At 67.3% G+C, this 17,594-nt stretch carries 17 protein-coding genes; 8 read left to right on the forward strand and 9 right to left on the reverse strand.

Annotated elements, in window-relative coordinates:
* Window positions 1–80: 80 nt before the first annotated feature.
* Window positions 81–500, forward strand: coding sequence for a hypothetical protein (locus tag QRN63_RS19505; RefSeq protein ID WP_285032303.1), 420 nt, complete (start codon window positions 81–83; stop codon window positions 498–500).
* Window positions 501–645: 145 nt separating this feature from the next.
* Window positions 646–1,047 (forward strand): hypothetical protein, encoded by a 402-nt coding sequence (locus QRN63_RS19510; protein WP_285032304.1) that lies wholly within the window; start codon window positions 646–648, stop codon window positions 1,045–1,047.
* Between the two features lie 90 nt (window positions 1,048–1,137).
* On the opposite strand, the gene coaA is transcribed toward QRN63_RS19510, so the two are convergent.
* Window positions 1,138–2,076, reverse strand: a complete 939-nt coding sequence (gene coaA / locus QRN63_RS19515; protein WP_133425516.1) for a type I pantothenate kinase — start codon at window positions 2,074–2,076, stop codon at window positions 1,138–1,140.
* 63 nt (window positions 2,077–2,139) lie between these two features.
* On the opposite strand from coaA, the gene QRN63_RS19520 reads away from it, so the two are divergent.
* From QRN63_RS19520 to QRN63_RS19540, 5 genes are all read left to right on the forward strand, one after another.
* Window positions 2,140–3,375, forward strand: coding sequence for a DUF885 domain-containing protein (locus QRN63_RS19520; RefSeq protein WP_285032305.1), 1,236 nt, complete (start codon window positions 2,140–2,142; stop codon window positions 3,373–3,375).
* 133 nt (window positions 3,376–3,508) lie between these two features.
* Window positions 3,509–4,981, forward strand: coding sequence for a glycine hydroxymethyltransferase (locus QRN63_RS19525; protein WP_267315424.1), 1,473 nt, complete (start codon window positions 3,509–3,511; stop codon window positions 4,979–4,981).
* Between the two features lie 137 nt (window positions 4,982–5,118).
* A complete protein-coding gene (locus QRN63_RS19530; protein WP_267315423.1) occupies window positions 5,119–5,940 on the forward strand; it encodes an acyl-ACP desaturase in 822 nt (273 codons plus the stop codon).
* A 190-nt stretch (window positions 5,941–6,130) separates the two neighbouring features.
* The gene (gene phoH2 / locus QRN63_RS19535; protein ID WP_267315422.1) at window positions 6,131–7,444 is read left to right on the forward strand and encodes an RNA 5'-3' helicase PhoH2; all 1,314 of its coding nucleotides are present in this window, start codon (window positions 6,131–6,133) and stop codon (window positions 7,442–7,444) included.
* Window positions 7,445–7,530: 86 nt separating this feature from the next.
* Window positions 7,531–8,400, forward strand: a complete 870-nt coding sequence (locus QRN63_RS19540) for a polysaccharide deacetylase family protein (protein ID WP_267315421.1) — start codon at window positions 7,531–7,533, stop codon at window positions 8,398–8,400.
* On the opposite strand, the gene QRN63_RS19545 is transcribed toward QRN63_RS19540, so the two are convergent.
* From QRN63_RS19545 to glpX, 3 genes are all read right to left on the reverse strand, one after another.
* Window positions 8,401–8,760: a hypothetical protein gene (locus QRN63_RS19545; RefSeq protein ID WP_285032306.1), complete on the reverse strand. Its 360-nt coding sequence runs from the start codon at window positions 8,758–8,760 to the stop codon at window positions 8,401–8,403. It lies immediately after the preceding gene.
* Between the two features lie 188 nt (window positions 8,761–8,948).
* The gene (locus tag QRN63_RS19550) at window positions 8,949–10,361 is read right to left on the reverse strand and encodes a class II fumarate hydratase (protein ID WP_267315419.1); all 1,413 of its coding nucleotides are present in this window, start codon (window positions 10,359–10,361) and stop codon (window positions 8,949–8,951) included.
* Window positions 10,362–10,390: 29 nt separating this feature from the next.
* On the reverse strand, window positions 10,391–11,419 hold the full coding sequence (glpX, locus tag QRN63_RS19555) for a class II fructose-bisphosphatase (RefSeq protein WP_020099221.1): 1,029 nt from the start codon (window positions 11,417–11,419) through the stop codon (window positions 10,391–10,393).
* A gap of 54 nt (window positions 11,420–11,473) precedes the next feature.
* Here glpX and QRN63_RS19560 point away from each other — a divergent pair, with 54 nt between their 5' ends.
* Window positions 11,474–12,172, forward strand: a complete 699-nt coding sequence (locus QRN63_RS19560; protein WP_410505992.1) for a DUF4245 domain-containing protein — start codon at window positions 11,474–11,476, stop codon at window positions 12,170–12,172.
* Here QRN63_RS19560 and QRN63_RS19565 read toward each other — a convergent pair.
* From QRN63_RS19565 to QRN63_RS19585, 5 genes are read right to left on the reverse strand one after another with little or no spacing between them, the layout of a single operon-like run.
* Window positions 12,099–13,322, reverse strand: a complete 1,224-nt coding sequence (locus QRN63_RS19565; RefSeq protein ID WP_285032307.1) for an AI-2E family transporter — start codon at window positions 13,320–13,322, stop codon at window positions 12,099–12,101. The two genes, QRN63_RS19560 and QRN63_RS19565, sit on opposite strands and share 74 nt — an antisense overlap.
* Window positions 13,323–13,354: 32 nt before the next feature.
* Window positions 13,355–14,119 (reverse strand): SDR family NAD(P)-dependent oxidoreductase, encoded by a 765-nt coding sequence (locus QRN63_RS19570; RefSeq protein WP_285032308.1) that lies wholly within the window; start codon window positions 14,117–14,119, stop codon window positions 13,355–13,357.
* Between the two features lie 50 nt (window positions 14,120–14,169).
* Window positions 14,170–15,045: a formylglycine-generating enzyme family protein gene (locus QRN63_RS19575; protein WP_285032309.1), complete on the reverse strand. Its 876-nt coding sequence runs from the start codon at window positions 15,043–15,045 to the stop codon at window positions 14,170–14,172.
* Window positions 15,042–15,935, reverse strand: a complete 894-nt coding sequence (locus tag QRN63_RS19580) for an HAD family hydrolase (protein ID WP_285032310.1) — start codon at window positions 15,933–15,935, stop codon at window positions 15,042–15,044. The genes QRN63_RS19575 and QRN63_RS19580 overlap by 4 nt, the downstream gene beginning before the upstream one ends.
* A complete protein-coding gene (locus tag QRN63_RS19585) occupies window positions 15,936–17,486 on the reverse strand; it encodes an arylsulfatase (RefSeq protein ID WP_285032312.1) in 1,551 nt (516 codons plus the stop codon).
* Window positions 17,487–17,594: the final 108 nt, after the last annotated feature.

Raw genomic sequence — 17,594 nt, forward strand, 5'->3', positions numbered from 1 at the left:
AGTAATCGGCGTCGATCTGGCAGCGGGATCTGAGCAGTGTCATGGGTGTCCCACAACCGGCACCGCAAGGAGCGACCGCCATGACCGCAATCAACCCCGGGCTCCACACCCGACCACTGTCCGACAGTTCCGATTCCCTGCTCCGCTTCGCCCTCCGCGTCGACGGCACGCTGTGCTCGCTGACCGGCCTGCTGATGGCGTTCACCGCGGATCCGCTGTCCCGAATGTCGGGCTTGTCGGCGACGTCCGAATGGATCATCGGCGCGGTGTTGGTCGTCTGGGGGTTTGCTCTCTACGTCCTGGCGGCCGTGCCCAGGATTCGGCGCGTCGGCACCGGCGTGCTGATCGGCAACCTGATCGGCACCGTCGCGGTGCTCGGCATCCTGGCGTCCGGAGTGCTCCCGCTGACCGCCGCAGGCAATGTCCTGGTGCTGGCCGTCATGGCAGTGGGCCTGGGCTGCGCCTGGCTGCAGTACCTCGGAGTGCGCCGTCTGGCGTGACTCCCTTCCCGCCGGGCGGGGGCGTCGCTGAAAGAGGTTGCAGTTGACGTCCCCGCGCCGGCCTTCCCCCAGCGATTTGTGCACGACTTTCCGCGCCATCCGCGGACTTTCGTGCACAAATCACCAACCCACGAAAGGAAACCCCATGACCACCCTCACCACCCCCGCCCGCGTCCGCTCCGACCGTCTGCTGCGTCTCGCCCTGCGTGCCGACGCCCTTATCAGCGGCACCGGCGGCGTCATCCTGGCGGCCGCGGCCGGCGCCGTCGCCGTGGAGTCCGGCATCCCGCAGTCGGCCGTCTATGTCCTCGCCACTGTCCTCGTCGTCTACGGCGTCGGCGTCTACGGGCTCTCGACCATGGCGACGGTGCGGCGTCCCGGTATCGCGGTGGCCATCGCCAACGTGGTCTTCACCATTGCCGCGGTGCTGGCGGTGGTCGACGACGTCTGGCCGCTGACAGGGACGGGGGTGGCCATGATGATCGTCAGCGCCGTCTACACGCTGGCAATGGCGGAGCTGCAGTACGCGGGCGTCCGCCGCGCCTGAGCTGCACGCTCACTGCCCGCGAGCGGCCGCAAAATGCACGCCACAGACCGTGTGTCGGCGTACAGACACGGCCGCTCGCGGGAAGTCGGGCTAGAGCTTGCGGAGGCGCAGCCGGTTGATCGAGTGGTCGGCGTCTTTGCGCAGCACCAGCGTGGCGCGGGGCCGGGTCGGCAGGATGTTGTGGATCAGGTTGGGCAGGTTGATGGACTGCCAGATGTCGCGGGCGGCGAAGATGGCCTGCTCGTCGGTCAGTGTCGAGTAGTGGTGGAAGTGCGACTGCGGATTGGCGAAGGCGCCCGCTCGCATCGCAAGGAACCGCGACACGTACCACTGCTCGATGTCCTCGATGCGGGCGTCGACGTACACCGAGAAGTCGAACAGGTCCGAGATCATCAGGGCCGGTCCGGTCTGCAGGACGTTGAGTCCCTCGATGATCAGGATGTCGGGGTGCCGGACGACGACCTTCTCGCCGGGCACGATGTCGTAGATCAGGTGCGAATACACCGGGGCGGACGCCTGGTCGGCGCCCGACTTGACCGCGGTGACGAACCGCATCAGCGCGCGACGGTCGTAGCTTTCGGGAAAGCCCTTGCGGTGCATGATCTTTCGTCGCTGGAGCTCGGCGTTCGGGTAGAGAAAGCCGTCGGTGGTGACGAGGTCGACGCGCGGGTGGTGGCCGAACCGGGCGAGCAGCGCCTGCAGCACACGCGCGGTGGTCGACTTGCCGACGGCGACGCTGCCGGCCACGCCGATGATGAACGGCACCGGGCGGTCGGGATTCTGCTGCGGCTCGCCGAGGAACTCCGCCGTCGCGGCGAAGAGGCGCTGCCGAGCGGCGACCTGCAGGTGGATCAGACGGGCCAGCGGCAGGTAGACCTCTTCGACTTCCAGCAGGTCGAGCTGCTCGCCCATACCGCGCAGGCCCAGCAGTTCATGAGCAGTGAGTTTCAGGGGAGTCGCCATACGCAGCGCGCGCCATTGGCGCCTGTCGAACTCGACGTAGGGACTCGGCTCGCTCGGCCGCGGCATGTGCCCAGTCTTGCAGTCATTGCCGGGCGATGAACGCGGGGGTACCGGCTAACGTGGGCGGGTATGAGCGCTGGGCAGACTCCGATGCCGGTTCCCGACACCGCCGCTGACGGCTTGATCCACGAATATCTGCTGCTCGGTCTGCGGTTCGACCGCATCGAGGAGGGCTACGTCGACTCGTTCACCGGAGACCCGGCGCTGCGCAAGCAGGTTGCCGACGAACCCGCGCCGGACCCCGCGGCGCTGGCCCGGCAGGCCCGCCGGCTGCACGGCGAGGTCGACGGCTCCGGGCTGGACCCGCAGCGTGCGGACTACCTGAAGGCGCATCTGCGGGCCCTGGACTGCGCGGGCCGCAAGTTCGCGGGGGAGGACGTCAGCTTCGTCGACGAGGTCCGGGACTACTTCGATGTCTCCATCGTCAAAGGCGACGAGGACCGGTACCGCGAGGCGCACCGGGCGCTGGATGCGGCGCTGGGCGGCAGCGGCCCGCTGGTCGAACGCATGCAGGCCCACCGATCCGGCGAGGAGATTCCGCCCGAGCGGCTCGAGGAGTGCATCTACGCGTTCTCGTCCGCGCTGCGCGACCGGGTCCGCGCCGACTTTCCGTTGCCGGACAGCGAGACCATCAACTACGAGATCGTCACCGACAAGCCGTGGTCGGGCTTCAACTACTACGAGGGCAATTACCGGTCGACGGTCGCGGTCAACGCCGACCTCAAGCAGCAGATGTCGAACCTGCCGCGGCTCGTCGCGCACGAGTCGTATCCGGGTCACCACACCGAGCACTGCCGTAAGGAAGCCGGCCTCGTGGAGTTGGGCGGCCAGGCCGAGCAGACGATCTTCCTGGTCAACACGCCGCAGTGCCTGATGGCCGAGGGGCTCGCGGACCTGGCGCTGTACGCCGCCATCGGACCGGACTGGGGTGCGTGGGCCGCCGAGATCTACCAGGACCTGGGTCTGCGCTTCGATGGTGAACGCGCAGAGGCGATCTCGACGGCGAGTGCCGCCCTGGCCGACGTCCGCCAGGATGCCGCGCTGATGCTGCACGACGAACACCGCGACGCCGACGACGTGGTCGCCTTCCTGCAGCGGTGGCTGCTGACCAGCCCGGAGCGGGCGCGGCAGTCGATGCGGTTCCTGTCGTCGCCGCTGTGGCGCGCGTACACGTCGACCTATGTCGAGGGGTACCGCCTGCTGCGCGGCTGGCTCGACGCCCGGCCGGCCGACGTCAGCCTCACGGCCCGCTTCGGCCGCCTGCTCGACGAGCCGCTGATCCCGTCGAGCCTGCGCACGGCCTAGTTCTTTGGACGCGAACGTGCGCGTCTGCGGACGACACACCGTGCCGCGTGTGTATTTTGCAAACGCTCGCGGCCGCCGAGCGTGCGCCGGTGGCCGCTTGGGCCGTCAAACCCCCGCCGACTAGGCTGAACGCATGACCGCTGATGCTTCCGTGTCCAAGCCCGGCCTAGGTGCCGGCTACGCCGCCACCGCCAGCGAGGCCTATCAGGCGGCGCTGCGGGTCATCGAACAGGTTGAGCCCCGGATCGCCGACGCGACCCGCAAAGAGCTTGAGGATCAACGCAGTTCGCTGAAGCTGATCGCCAGCGAGAACTACGCTTCGCCGGCCGTGCTGCTGACCATGGGCACCTGGTTCTCCGACAAGTACGCCGAGGGCACCGTCGGGCACCGCTTCTACGCGGCCTGCCAGAACGTCGACACCGTCGAGGCACTGGCCGCCGAGCATGCGCGCGAGCTGTTCGGCGCGCCGTACGCCTACGCGCAGCCGCACTCGGGCATTGATGCCAACCTGGTCGCCTTCTGGGCCATCCTGGCCACCCGCATCGAGGCCCCCGGCCTCGCCGAGCTGGGCGCCAAGCATGTCAACGACTTGTCCGAAGCGGACTGGGAGACGCTGCGCAACAAGCTGGGCAACCAGCGCCTGCTGGGTATGTCGCTGGACACCGGCGGCCACCTGACGCACGGCTTCCGTCCCAACATCTCCGGCAAGATGTTCCACCAGCGCAGCTACGGCACCGACCCGAAGACCGGCCTGATCGACTACGACGCCGTCGCCGCTGCCGCCCGCGAGTTCAAGCCCCTGATCCTGGTGGCCGGCTACTCGGCCTACCCGCGCCGGATCAACTTCGCCAAGATGCGTGAGATCGCCGACGAGGTCGGCGCCACCCTCCTGGTCGACATGGCGCACTTCGCCGGCCTGGTGGCCGGCAAGGTGTTCACCGGCGACGAGGACCCGGTGCCGCACGCCCACGTCACGACCACGACGACGCACAAGTCGCTGCGCGGCCCGCGTGGTGGCCTGGTGCTGGCCACCGAGGAGTACGCCCCGGCCGTCGACAAGGGCTGCCCGATGGTGCTCGGCGGACCGCTGTCGCACGTGATGGCCGCCAAGGCGGTGGCGCTGGCCGAGGCCCGCCAGCCCGAGTTCCAGACCTACGCCCAGAACGTCGCCGATAACGCCAAGGCGCTGGCCGAGGGCTTCCTCAAGCGTGGCGCGACGCTGGTCACCGGCGGCACCGACAACCACCTGGTGCTGCTGGACGTGCAGTCGTTCGGGCTGACGGGCCGGCAGGCCGAGTCCGCGCTGTTGGACGCCGGTGTGGTCACCAACCGCAACTCCATCCCGAACGATCCGAACGGCGCCTGGTACTCGAGCGGCATCCGCTTCGGTACTCCGGCGCTGACCACGCGTGGTTTCGGCGCCGACGAGTTCGACAAGGTGGCCGAGTTGGTGGTGGATGTGCTGTCGAACACTCAGCCGACTGCTGCGTCGAATGGCCCGTCCAAGGCCAAGTACACGCTGGCCGACGGCACCGCCGCCCGTGTCCGTGCGGCCTCGGCCGAGATGCTGGACGCCAACCCGCTGTACCCGGGTCTGACGCTCTGATCCTGGCGCGCTGAGCGTGGGGCCTGTAACCCTGGGATCGTGAGATTTCGGTCATAGGCCCCACCTTCGTCGCGCATTGGTTACGTTTCGGCGGGGCTGATTTCAAAAACATGTGAACTCGGGTTACAGTTACTTTCATGGCTGTGAAACCGGTTGCCAACGCACTGACCCTCGAGCTCGAGCCCGTGGTGGACACCGAGCTGTCCCGGCACCTCGCGACTGAGGAAGCCTGGTACGCCCACGACTACGTGCCGTTCGAGCAGGGCGAGAACTTCGCCTTCCTCGGCGGCACCGACTGGGATGCCTCCGGCGTCACACTGCCCAAGCCGGTCACCGATGCGCTGGAAATCCTGCTCATCACCAAGGACAACCTCGCGGGCTACCACCGTGAGCTGGTTGAACACTTCATCCTCGAGGACAAGTGGGGCCGCTGGCTGGGCCGCTGGACCGCCGAAGAGCACCTGCACGCCATCGCGCTGCGCAATTACCTCGTGGTTACCCGCCAGATCGACCCGACCGCCAACGAGGACGTGCGCGTCGAGCACGTCATGAAGGGCTACCGGGCTGACAAGTTCAGCCAGATCGAGACGCTGGTCTTCATGGCGTTCTTCGAGCGCGCGCACGCCGTCTTCACCCGCAACCTGCAGGCCCAGATCGAGGAGCCCGTGCTGGCCGCCATGGCCGGCCGCATCGCGCGTGACGAAGAGCGGCACGAGGAGTTCTTCGCCAACCTCGTCGCGCACCTGCTGGAGACGCACCGCGACGAGGCCATTGCCGCCATCGCCGCCCGGGCCGCGGGTCTCGAGGTCATCGGCGCGGACATCGACGCCTACCAGGACAAGGTCCAGGTCGTTGCTGACGCCGGCATCTTCGACGCCGCGGCGCTGCGCACCGTCATCTCCGACCGCATCAAGGCGTGGGGGCTGAGCGACGAACCGTCGCTCGCCCAGTTCATCTAGACGTCACAAAAGAGTCACGGCGCGCCAGTGAGCGCGGGGCCGTAGCCGGGAGTACCGTCGCCGGTGATGGCTAGCGAACTGCTCTGCTATCCGGGCGGTACCCGATTAGAGATTGGGACCGGCCCCGGTCCCGGTACCGCTGCGTCCACCGAAGTACTCGTGTGGGGCCGCACGGGCCGAGGAGCGCCACGTGTCTGATTCGCAGGTCCGTACCTACGTGCTCGATACCTCCGTGTTGCTGTCCGATCCCTGGGCATGCACGCGTTTTGCCGAGCACGAAGTGGTTGTCCCCCTGGTGGTCATCAGTGAGCTGGAGGGTAAACGCCACCATCACGAACTGGGCTGGTTCGCCCGGCAGGCACTGCGCATGTTCGACGACTTGCGACTGGAACACGGACGGCTGGATCAGCCGATTCCTGTTGGGACACAAGGCGGGACGCTCCAGGTCGAGCTGAACCACGTCGACCAGTCGGTGCTGCCGACGGGCTTCCGTACCGACACGAACGATCATCGGATCCTGGCCTGCGCCGCCAACCTCGCGGCCGAGGGCAAGCGAGTCACCTTGGTCAGCAAGGACATTCCGCTGCGCGTCAAGGCGGGCGCGGTGGGTCTGCTCGCCGACGAGTACCACGCTCAGGACGTCATCACGTCGGGCTGGACCGGCATGACCGAGATGGACGCCACGCCCGAAGACATCGACATGCTGTTCGCCGACGGCGAGGTCGACCTGCTGGAAGCGCGGGATTTGCCGTGCCACACCGGAATTCGGCTGCTCGGTGGCACGTCGCACGCGCTGGGCCGGGTCAACGCCGAGAAGCGGGTGCAGCTGGTCCGCGGTGATCGCGAAGTGTTCGGCCTCCGGGGAAGGTCAGCCGAACAACGCGTCGCCCTCGATCTGCTGCTCGATGAGTCCGTCGGCATCGTGTCCCTCGGCGGCAAGGCCGGTACCGGCAAGTCGGCGCTGGCCCTGTGCGCCGGCCTGGAGGCGGTGCTCGAGCGCCGTACCCAGCGCAAGGTTGTCGTCTTCCGACCGCTGTATGCCGTTGGCGGACAAGACCTCGGCTACCTGCCGGGCAGCGAGAGCGAGAAGATGGGCCCGTGGGCGCAGGCCGTCTTCGACACCCTGGAAGGCCTGGCCAGCCCGGCCGTGCTGGAAGAGGTGCTGTCCCGCGGCATGCTGGAAGTGCTGCCGCTGACCCACATTCGCGGCCGCTCGCTGCACGACTCGTTCGTCATCGTCGACGAGGCCCAGTCGCTCGAGCGCAACGTGCTGCTGACGGTGCTCTCGCGCCTCGGTTCAGGTTCCCGGGTGGTGCTCACGCACGACGTCGCCCAGCGTGACAACCTGCGCGTCGGCCGGCACGACGGTGTCGCCGCGGTGATCGAGAAGCTCAAGGGCCACCCGCTCTTCGCGCACATCACCCTGATGCGCAGCGAACGCTCGCCGATTGCCGCGCTGGTCACCGAGATGCTCGAGGAGATCACCCCCGGCTCCCTGCCGTGATCTGAGCCGGGCCGCGATTTGTGCACGATTTTCCGCGCCGAACACGGGTTTTCGTGCACAAATCGCGGCGTCGGTAAGGTGATTGGGTGCGACGCGAGAACAAGGCCTGGCCCTATTGGCGAACCGTCCTCGGCGTGTGTGCCGGTGTGACGATCGTCGTGGTCGGGTGTCAGACCGGCAATGTCGCCAAGGCCGACGAAGTCGACTGCAGCAAGTACAAGTGCATCGCGCTCACGTTCGACGACGGTCCCAGCCCGTACACCGACCGGCTGCTGAAGGTCCTGCAGGACAACGACGCGAAGGCGACGTTCTTCGAGATCGGCAACAAGGTCGCCGCGAACCCTGCCGGCGCCAAGCGCGTCGTCGACGCCGGGATGGAACTGGGCAGCCACACCTGGGAGCACCCCAACATGACGACCATCCCGCCGGAGTTCATCGCGGGCCAGTTCAGCAAGGCCAGCGACGCCATCGAGAAGGCCACCGGCCAGCGGCCGAAACTGGTGCGCACGGCGGGTGGCCTGATCAACGACCAGGTGCTCGCCGAGGCCAAGAAGCAGGGCCTGGCCGACATCAACTGGGACGTCATCCCGTTCGACTGGGCCAACGACTCCAACACCGCGGCCACCCGCTACATGCTGATGACGCAGATCAAGCCGAATTCGGTAGTCCTGTTCCACGACACCTACTCATCGACGGTCGACTTGGTGCAGCAGTTCATCCCCGTGCTCAAGGCCAACGGCTACCACCTGGTGACGGTCAGCCACATGATCGGCCACCGCGAACCGGGCACCAGCTACGGCAGCCGGGAGAACGGCCCCCCGGTCAACGATCTGACCGACATCCCGCCGGCCGAGATTCCGACGCTGCCCAACACCCCCTCGCCGCCGCCGATGCCGAACATCCCGATCACCGACATCCCGGGCGCCAATTCCGGCGGCTCGAACAACGGCCAGTAGCTACGCAGTAGGGAAGCGGTCGACGATCGCGTCGACCATCGCCACGAGTTCGGCGACGCGACGCCGCAGCACGTCGAGATGCTTGTCAGCGCCCTGCTTGGCCGCCCGGCGCTCCGTCACCGCGAGTTGCAGGTGCAACTCGGCGAGTTCGTCCTCGAGCAGTTCGATGAACAGCCTGGCCTGCAGGACATCCGCATTGCGCTGGGCCGGTGCTGTCGTCACGAGTTTGAGGACCTCGGCCTGGGGTTGGGGCAGCGGCTCGCCGGCGTGCGTGTGCGGCAGGTGGAAGCGGCCGTGCGTCATGCACGGGACGGCATCCGGCCGGGCACCTCGGTGCGAATCGGTGAGCTCGGCCGCCATCGCAACACAATCGCAAATACACGGGCCGGATCCCGTTTCCCGACAGTATCTGTCCAGTAAGGAGCTGTTCACATTCGCTTCACCAGCGATGTGAGCTGACCCGCGGACCGCACAAAAATGCCCCCTTCCGAAGAAGGGGGCATTTTCGCAGCGAAATTGATCGCCGACTGCTTTGGAGGCTCCTCGCGCTAGCGCTCGTCGCGGACCTTCGCCATGGCCAGCACGTCCAGGCGCTTGTCCAGCTCGGCTTCGGAGAGGTTCTCGCCGATCAGGCCGCGGTCGATGACCGTCTGCCGGATGGTCTTCTTCTCCTTGAGGGCCTCCTTGGCCACCTTGGCGGCTTCCTCGTAGCCGATGGCCGAGTTCAGCGGCGTCACGATCGACGGCGACGACTCCGCCAGCGTGCGCAGGTGGTCCTCGTTGGCGACGAGGCCGTCGATGCACTTGGACGCGAACAGCCGCGAGACGTTGGACAGCAGCGTGAAGGACTCCAGCACGTTGCGGGCCATCATCGGGATGTAGACGTTCAGCTCGAAGGCGCCCGACAGGCCGCCGACGGTGACGGCCGCGTCGTTGCCGATGACCTGCGCGGCAACCTGGGTAACCGCTTCGGGCAGAACAGGATTCACCTTGCCCGGCATGATCGAGCTACCCGGCTGCAGGTCGGGCAGCTGGATTTCGCCGAGGCCGGTCAGCGGGCCGGAGCCCATCCAGCGCACGTCGTTGGCGATCTTGGTGAGCGACACCGCGATGGTCTTGAGCGCACCGGACGCCTCGACGAGTCCGTCGCGGGCGGCCTGGGCCTCGAAAGAGTCTGCGGCGGTGCGCAGTTCGGCGATGCCGGTCTGGTTCACCAGCACGTCGACGACCTTGGCGCCGAAGCCGTCGGGGGCGTTCAGGCCGGTGCCGACGGCGGTGCCACCGATGGCCAGCTCACCCAGGCGGGGCAGCGTCGCCTTGACGCGCTCGATGCCGGCTTCGATCTGGCGGGCGTAGCCACCGAACTCCTGGCCGAGGGTGACGGGCACGGCGTCCATGAGGTGGGTACGGCCGGACTTGACGACGGTGCGCCAGGCGCGGGCCTTGTTGGCCAGCGACTCGTGCAGCACCTCGAGCGCCGGAATCAGGTGGCGTACAGCCGCTTCCGTGGCCGCGATGTGCGTCGCGGTGGGGAAGGTGTCGTTGGAGCTCTGCGACATGTTGACGTGGTCGTTGGGGTGGACCTCGACGCCGCCCCGGGCCGCGATGGAGGCGATGACCTCGTTGGCGTTCATGTTCGAGCTGGTGCCCGAGCCGGTCTGGAACACGTCGATGGGGAACTGGTCGTCGTGCAGCCCGTCGGCAATCTCACCGGCGGCGGCGATGATGGCGTCGGCCTTCTCGGGGTCCAGCAGGCCCAGGTCCTTGTTGACCTGTGCGCAGGCGCCCTTCAGCAGACCCAGCGCGCGGATCTGGGTGCGCTCGAGGCCGCGGAACGAGATCGGGAAGTTCTCCACCGCCCGCTGCGTCTGCGCGCGCCACAGGGCGTTGATCGGCACCCGGACTTCACCCATGGTGTCGTGCTCGATCCGGTACTCGACTTCGACAACGTTGTCGGACATGTGCTCCCTTTGCTTGAGGTGATCGGAAATTACGGCAGGGGGTGTGCGGCGGAGAGGTCTCCGGTGAAGTCCACCGCGGAGTACTCGTTGAGCTTGGACAGCCGGTGGTAGGCCTCGATCATCCGGACGGTGCCCGACTTCGAGCGCATCACGATCGACTGGGTGGTGCAACCGCCGGCGAAGTAGCGCACACCGTTGAGCAGGTCGCCGTCGGTGACGCCGGTGGCGCAGAAGAAGACGTTGTCGCCGGCGACCAGGTCTTCGGTGGTGAGCACGCGCTCGAGGTCGTAGCCGCGGTCCAGGGCACGCTGGCGCTCGTCGTCGTCGGTGGGGGCGAGGACGGCCTGGATCGCGCCGCCCATGCAGCGGATGGCGGCCGCGGCGATGATGCCCTCGGGCGTGCCGCCGATACCGGCCAGGATGTCGGTGCCGGACTCGGGGCGGCAGGCGGAGATGGCGCCGGCGACGTCGCCGTCGGAGATCAGCCGGATGCGGGCGCCGGCCTCGCGGACCTCGCTGATCAGCTGGGCGTGCCGGGGCCGGTCCAGGATGCACACCGTGACGTCGGCGACCGACTCGTTGAGGCGCTTGGCGACCCGGCGGATGTTCTCGCCGATGGGCACGGTGATATCGATGACGTCGGCCGCGTCGGGGCCGACGGCGATCTTGTTCATGTAGAAGACGGCCGACGGGTCGAACATGGTGCCGCGTTCGGAGACGGCCAGCACCGAGATGGCGTTGGGCATGCCCTTGCTCATCAGGGTGGTCCCGTCGACCGGGTCGACGGCGAAGTCGCAGTCCGGACCGTCGCCGTTGCCGACCTCTTCGCCGTTATAGAGCATCGGCGCGTGGTCCTTCTCGCCTTCGCCGATGACCACGACACCGCGCATCGAGACCGAATTGACCAGCTCACGCATGGCGTCGACGGCCGCGCCGTCACCGCCTTCCTTGTCGCCACGGCCGACCCAACGGCCGGCGGCCATGGCGCCGGCTTCGGTCACGCGGACCAGTTCGAGTGCGAGGTTGCGGTCTGGGGCTTCCCGGCGCGAAGGCGTCATGCGCAGATTGTCCCATTAGCCGGTGCGCCCGGGGGAGCTGGGATACTGAGCACCGTGACGTCATCATCCCCGGAACCCGAGGGCCAGCCGCTGTCCGCATCCAAGGCGGTAGCCGAGGGCCAGTCGGTGCCGGTGCCGCGCCCGGCGAAGGACCGGCTGCTGCAGGACGGTCGCGACATGTTCTGGTCCATCGCGCCGCTGGTGGTGGCGTGTATCGCGCTGGCCGGGATGCTCGGCATGTGCTCGTTCGCGCCGCAGGGCCCGGGCAAGGGGCCGGCTCCGCAATACGACGCCCCGGCGGCGCTCAAGGCCGACGCGGCCGCGCTACGCATCCCGATCCGGGTGCCGGAGCTGCCGTCGGGTTGGCACGCCAATTCCGGGTCGCGCGGTGCCATCGAAGCCGGCCGCACCGACCCCGTCACCAAGCAGCCGGCACGCGCGCTGACCTCGAAGGTCGGCTATCTGACCGCCGCCGGCATGTTCGTGGCGCTGGTCCAGAGCAACGCCGATGAGGAGAAGCTGGTGTCGTCGATCCACACCGGCATGTACCCGACCGGTGCGCAGGACGTCGGCGGCGTGCACTGGGTGGTGTACGAGGGCGCGGGCGAAGACCAGCAGGGCACCGAGCCGATCTGGACGGCCAAGCTCGACGGGCCGACCGGCCCGGCGCAGGTCGCGGTCAGTGGTTCGGCGAGTGCGGCGGACTATCGGACTCTGGCTGAGGCGACGCAGAAGGCGCAGCCGCTGCCGTAGCCGGTGGCGTGTGGCGGGCCCGGATCGCGGCGATGAGTCGGCCGAGACGGCCCGGAGCGTGGGGTTCGTCGGGTTCCGGTTCGTTCAACGGAACACCTTTGTAGACGGCGAGATACACGCTGATCGTGGTGACGACGACGATCATCAGCACCGGGCCGATCACCAGGCCCAGGAAACCGAACATCGCGATTCCGGAGAAGACCGACAGCAGCATCAGTGCCGAATCCAGCCGGGCCGCCCGGGGCACCAGGACGGGCCGGAGCACGTTGTCGATGTTCGTGACCACGAGGACGTGGAACAGGATCACGAACAGGCCGCCGCCGACGTTGCCGAACAGCGCCAGCCCGATTCCGAACGGGATGCTGACGACGCCACCGCCCAGCGGGATCACCGACAACGCGCTCAGCAGGATCGCGAAGATGAAGAAGCCGTCGTGGAAGCCGGCGATGTAGATCGAGATCGCGCCCGAGACACCCTGGGCCAGCGCGATGACGAACTGGCCGAGGACCGTGCCGCGCACCATGGCGCCCATCTTGGCCAGGTACAGGTCGGTGACCTCCTCGCCGAGCGGGTTGAGCCGCCGGACCAGCAGAACCAGCTGGTCTCCGTTGGTCAGCAATGAGATGAACACGTAGATGAAGATCACGGCGCCGGCCAGTGCACCGAACAGCCCGCCGGCGGCGTCCTGCAGCACGTTCAGGCCCCACTCGCCGGCGCGCTGCGCGAATGTGATGATCCATTTCTGGAGCGACTCACGCGTCAGCGTCACGTCGTGCAGGAACGGGATTTGCGCCAGCAGATCGTTGACGGCCTGCAGTGAGCGGGTGCCCAGCGCGCCCATGTCGGTGCGGCTCACCCAGTCCGACACATTCCGGATCATGGTGGTGATCTGCGCGATGCCGATGGTGACGGCCGCGGCGATCGGCACGATCACCATGAACAGCGCGGCCAGCAGGGTCAGGGTGGCCGACAGGCCGGTGCTCAGCCGCGTCGACAGCCGCCGGAACAGCGGGGTGAACAGGTAGGCCACCACCCCGGCGACCACGACCAGCATGAACTGCCCGCGCAGGAAGTAGGCGCCGAATCCGACCGCCAGAACCGTCGCGACGGCGAGTGCCCGTTTCTGGGTGACCGTGAAAGCGGTATCCATGACGGTGATTCTGTCGGATCTGTCGCCGGCGGCTACCCCGACGCGAGCTTCAGCAGGTGACTCATGATGTCGGGGTAGCGCTTGAGGTGCGCGCCGCCGTTGAGGTCGAGCACCTCGCCCGTCATCCATGACGACTGCTCCGAGCACAGGAACAGCACGGCGTTCGCGATGTCCTCGGGCGTGCCGGCGCGGCCCAGTGCGGTGTTCTCCACGTACTCGTCGACGACGCCGGGGATCAGTGCCGCGCCCTCGGTCAACGGGGTGTGCACGAAGCCGGGTGCGACGGCGTTGACGCGAATTCCCTTGGGGCCCAATTCCAATGCGGCCACCTCGGTCAGCATCGACAGGCCGGCCTTGGCGGCACTGTAGGCGCTCATGCCGATGGCCGGCTGGCGGCCGTTGAGCGACGAGATGCACACCAGGGACCCGCCCTCGCGCAGCTGTTGGCCGGCGTACTTGGCGACGATGAACGACCCCGTCAGACAGCAGTCGACGACGGCGCGGAAATCGGCGACCGGCATGTCCACGATGAGTCCGAAGGTCGAGAACCCGGCGCAGCTGACCACGGCGTCGAGCTCACCGGCCTGCGCGAAGGCCGCGGCGACCGATGCTTCGTCGGTCACCTCAACTGCGATGGCCGTATGCGTTGCGCCGAGCTCGGCAGCACGGGCGTCGGCGAGCTCGGCGTTGCGGTCGGCGATGACGACGCGATAGCCCTGCGCGGCCAGACCCTGCGCGGAGGCCCAGCCGATACCGGATGCCCCACCGACGATGAGGGCGTTGCGCTGTGTGGTCACTGGTTTCTCCTGGGCGGTGGCCGCTGTCTCATTCGCGAGAAGTGAACAGATTACCTAATTTGTATACACCGGAAGCCGATGTGACTCATCCCCGTGTCGACTGCCTGTGGCCGCCGGGCCGCGGGCCGGTACCGCAGGCAGTAGCTGTCCGCGCAGAGGAACGAACCGCCTTTGATCACCCGGCGCGGTACCGGTGTCCCCGGTTGGTCAGGGTCGTAACTGTCTGCGGCGCAACATGGTTGGCTGTCCCGGGTCGCGCCGTAGAAGTCGGTGGTCCATTCCCAGACGTTGCCCGCCATGTCGAACAGGCCGTAATCGTTGGCGGGGAAGCTGCCGACCTGCGTGGTCTGGCCGTAGCCGGTGTCCGGTAGATACGGGAACTCGCCGTGCCAGAAGTTCGCCAACCGTTGCCCGGGCTGCTCGGGTTCGGGCCCCCAGGTGTAGGTGGCGCGGTCCAGACCGCCGCGGGCCGCGACCTCCCACTGCATCTCGGTGGGCAGCGACAGCCCGGCCCACTCGGCGTATGCCGCGGCGTCCTCGAACGCCACATGGACGACGGGATGCTGCTCGCGGTTCCGCAGCGACGACTTCGGGCCCCGCGGGTGGTTCCAGCACGCGCCCGGCGTCCACGTCCACCACTGGCTGAGATGACGCAGGTCGACGGGTCCGGGGGTGCGCCGGAACACCATGGAGCCCGGCTGCAGATTCTCCACCGGGGCTCCCGGATAGTCGGCGGGGTTCAGCGGGCGTTCGGCGACGGTGACGTACCCGGTGGCTTCGACGAACTCCGCGAAGTCCGCGTTGGTCACCTGATGCGGCTGAATCCAGAAGCCGTCGACCGTGACCTCGCGGGCCGGTGCCTCCTCGGGGTAGTGCGCGTCGGACCCCAGCACCGCCGTATGTCCGGGAATCCAGACCAGGCTCAACTCGGGAACACCTCGGCCCAGTCGTTCCGGATGCTCGCTACGGTCCAGCCCTTGGACTTGGCAAGGTCCAGTACCCGTTCGGCCCCTGCGACGTAATCGAATTCGCGCTCGGCATCGTCGTGGAGCACCAGCAGCCGGAAGCTGCGGGCGTACTCCAGCATCTCGATGTCACCGTTGGAATTGCCCGCGGCGAAGATCGGCCGGCGTCCCGTCCGGCCCCAGATGCGCGCCGGTTTCACCGGGCCGTCGTCGAGGAACTCCGGCTGCGACGTGGTGTACAACTCGCCGTCCTTGTATTGCAGCGCAACCGAACTGCCGACCACGCGCTCCGGCGGGATGCCGTACATGCTGCCGGTGACGGGCCGCATGAAATCCCGTCCGCCGCCGGAGACGACGTAGCAGGTGAACCCGTTCGCCTCCAGGTACCGCAACAACTCGATCATCGGCACGTAGCCGCATTCGGTGTAGGGGCGATCGAGCGTCGGATGCCGGACCGCTGCGAAGAATTCCGTTACCCGTTCGGTGAGCTCGCCGACAGTGATGGCGTCGTTGGCCGAAAGAATGCCGGCGGCAAGAACTTTCAGCTCGCTGTCGTCGCCCTCGTAGTGCTTGGTGACGGCGTCGCCGAACCACTCGAGGTCACCCGCGGCCGCCGCGGCGTACGGCTGCCGGTCCGTCAGGGTCGGGTCTGCGGCGGCCTGCGCGGCCAGCCGGCGCACGAGAAAATCCAGCTGGACGTAGGCCGGCTTCTCGCACCACAGCGTGCCGTCGTTGTCGAAGACCGCGACGCGGTCCTGCGGCGCAACGTAATCCGCACCGTCGGTGGTGACCCGCCCGACGAAGTCGACGATCGCCGACTTCGTCGGGCCGTCGTTCCAGGACGCCAGCATCTAGTCGGCCGCCAGGAACGCTTCGAGTTTCTCGACGATCTGGTCGATGCTGAAGCTGGCCGGTGGGTGCCGCGGCGGGAACTCCTTGAACGTATCGAGGAACGCCGACGCCATCGCCGTCGCGTAGAAGACGAAGAAGTCGCGGCGCAGAAACCATTCGTAGTACGTGTTCGAGGTGATGTCGGCGTACTCGTAGGGGTCGGTGCGTAGGTTGAACAGCTTGGGTACCCGCAGTTCGGTGAACGGCTCGGCCCAGATCCGCAACGTGCCCTGGCACCGTTGTTCGGCGAACACGATTTTCCAGTTCTCGAAGCGCATTGCCACCAGCTGGGCGTCGTCGTTGAAGTAGAAGAACCCACGCCGCGGGCTGTGCTCGACCTCGCCCATCAGATACGGCAGCAGGTTGAAGCCGTCGATGTGCACCTTGTACTCGGTCTCCCCGTCGGCACCGGCCTTGTGTCCCTTCTTGAGCTTCTCGACGATGTCGGGGTCGCCCGCGGCGGCCAGCAGTGTCGGCAGCCAGTCGTGGTGTTGGATGATGTCGTTGGAGACGCTGCCCGCCGCGATCTTTCCCGGCCAGCGGATCATCTCGGGCACCCGGTAGGCGCCCTCCCAGTTGGTGTTCTTCTCGCTGCGGAACGGCGTCGTGCCACCGTCGGGCCAGGTATTGCGGTGTGGGCCGTTGTCGGTGGAGTAGATGACGATGGTGTCGTCGGCGATGCCGAGTTCGTCGAGCACATCCAGCACGGTGCCCACGTTCTTGTCGTGGTCGATCATCGCGTCGTGGTACTCGGACTGCCACCTGCCCGCCTGACCCCTGCTCTCGGGCTTCACGTGCGTGTAGAGGTGCATGTGGGTGAAGTTGCACCAGACGAAGAACGGGGTGTCGGCTTCGTGCTGACGCTTGATGTATTCGACGGTGCGGTCGGCGATGTCGTCGTCGATGGTCTCCATGCGCTTGGCGGTCAGTGGGCCGGTGTCGACGATCGTCTGTTTCCCGACGGGGCCGAACTTCTCGTCGTCGGGCTCGGTCGAGACCTCGTCGATGGCCTTGCAGTCCATGACGCCGCGCGGCAGCGCGAGCTCGTAGAGCCGGGGGAACTGGTCCTTGTGCGGGTAGTCGAACTGCTCGGGTTCCTCCTCCGCGTTGAGGTGGTAGAGGTTGCCGTAGAACTCGTCGAATCCGTGCACGGTCGGCAGGTACTTGTTCATGTCGCCGAAGTGATTCTTGCCGAACTGGCCGGTCGCGTAGCCCAGCGGCTTGAGCAGTTCGGCGATGGTCGGATCCTCTGCGGCCCAACCGATGTCGACGCCAGGCACGCCGACTTTGCTCATCCCGGTGCGGTACACGCTCTGTCCGCTGATGAACGCCGCCCGGCCCGCGGTACAGCTTTGCTCGCCGTAGGAGTCGGTGAAGCGCATGCCCTCGGCGGCGATGCGGTCGATGTTCGGGGTGCGGTAGCCCATCAGCCCGTCGCTGTAACAACTCAGGTTGCTGATGCCGATGTCGTCGCCCCAGATGACCAGGATGTTGGGTTTGCCGTCGGGCATGGCGGAGCTCCTCGATCGAACGGAAATTCCTGTGCCCGTTCGACTTTACGGGTGCGTCGGGCATTCCGGCGGCCGTTCGGCAGGTCGGTGAAATCGGTACTGGTCAAC

The sequence above is a fragment of the Mycolicibacterium sp. lyk4-40-TYG-92 genome (assembly GCF_030209435.1).
Lineage (GTDB): Bacteria > Actinomycetota > Actinomycetes > Mycobacteriales > Mycobacteriaceae > Mycobacterium.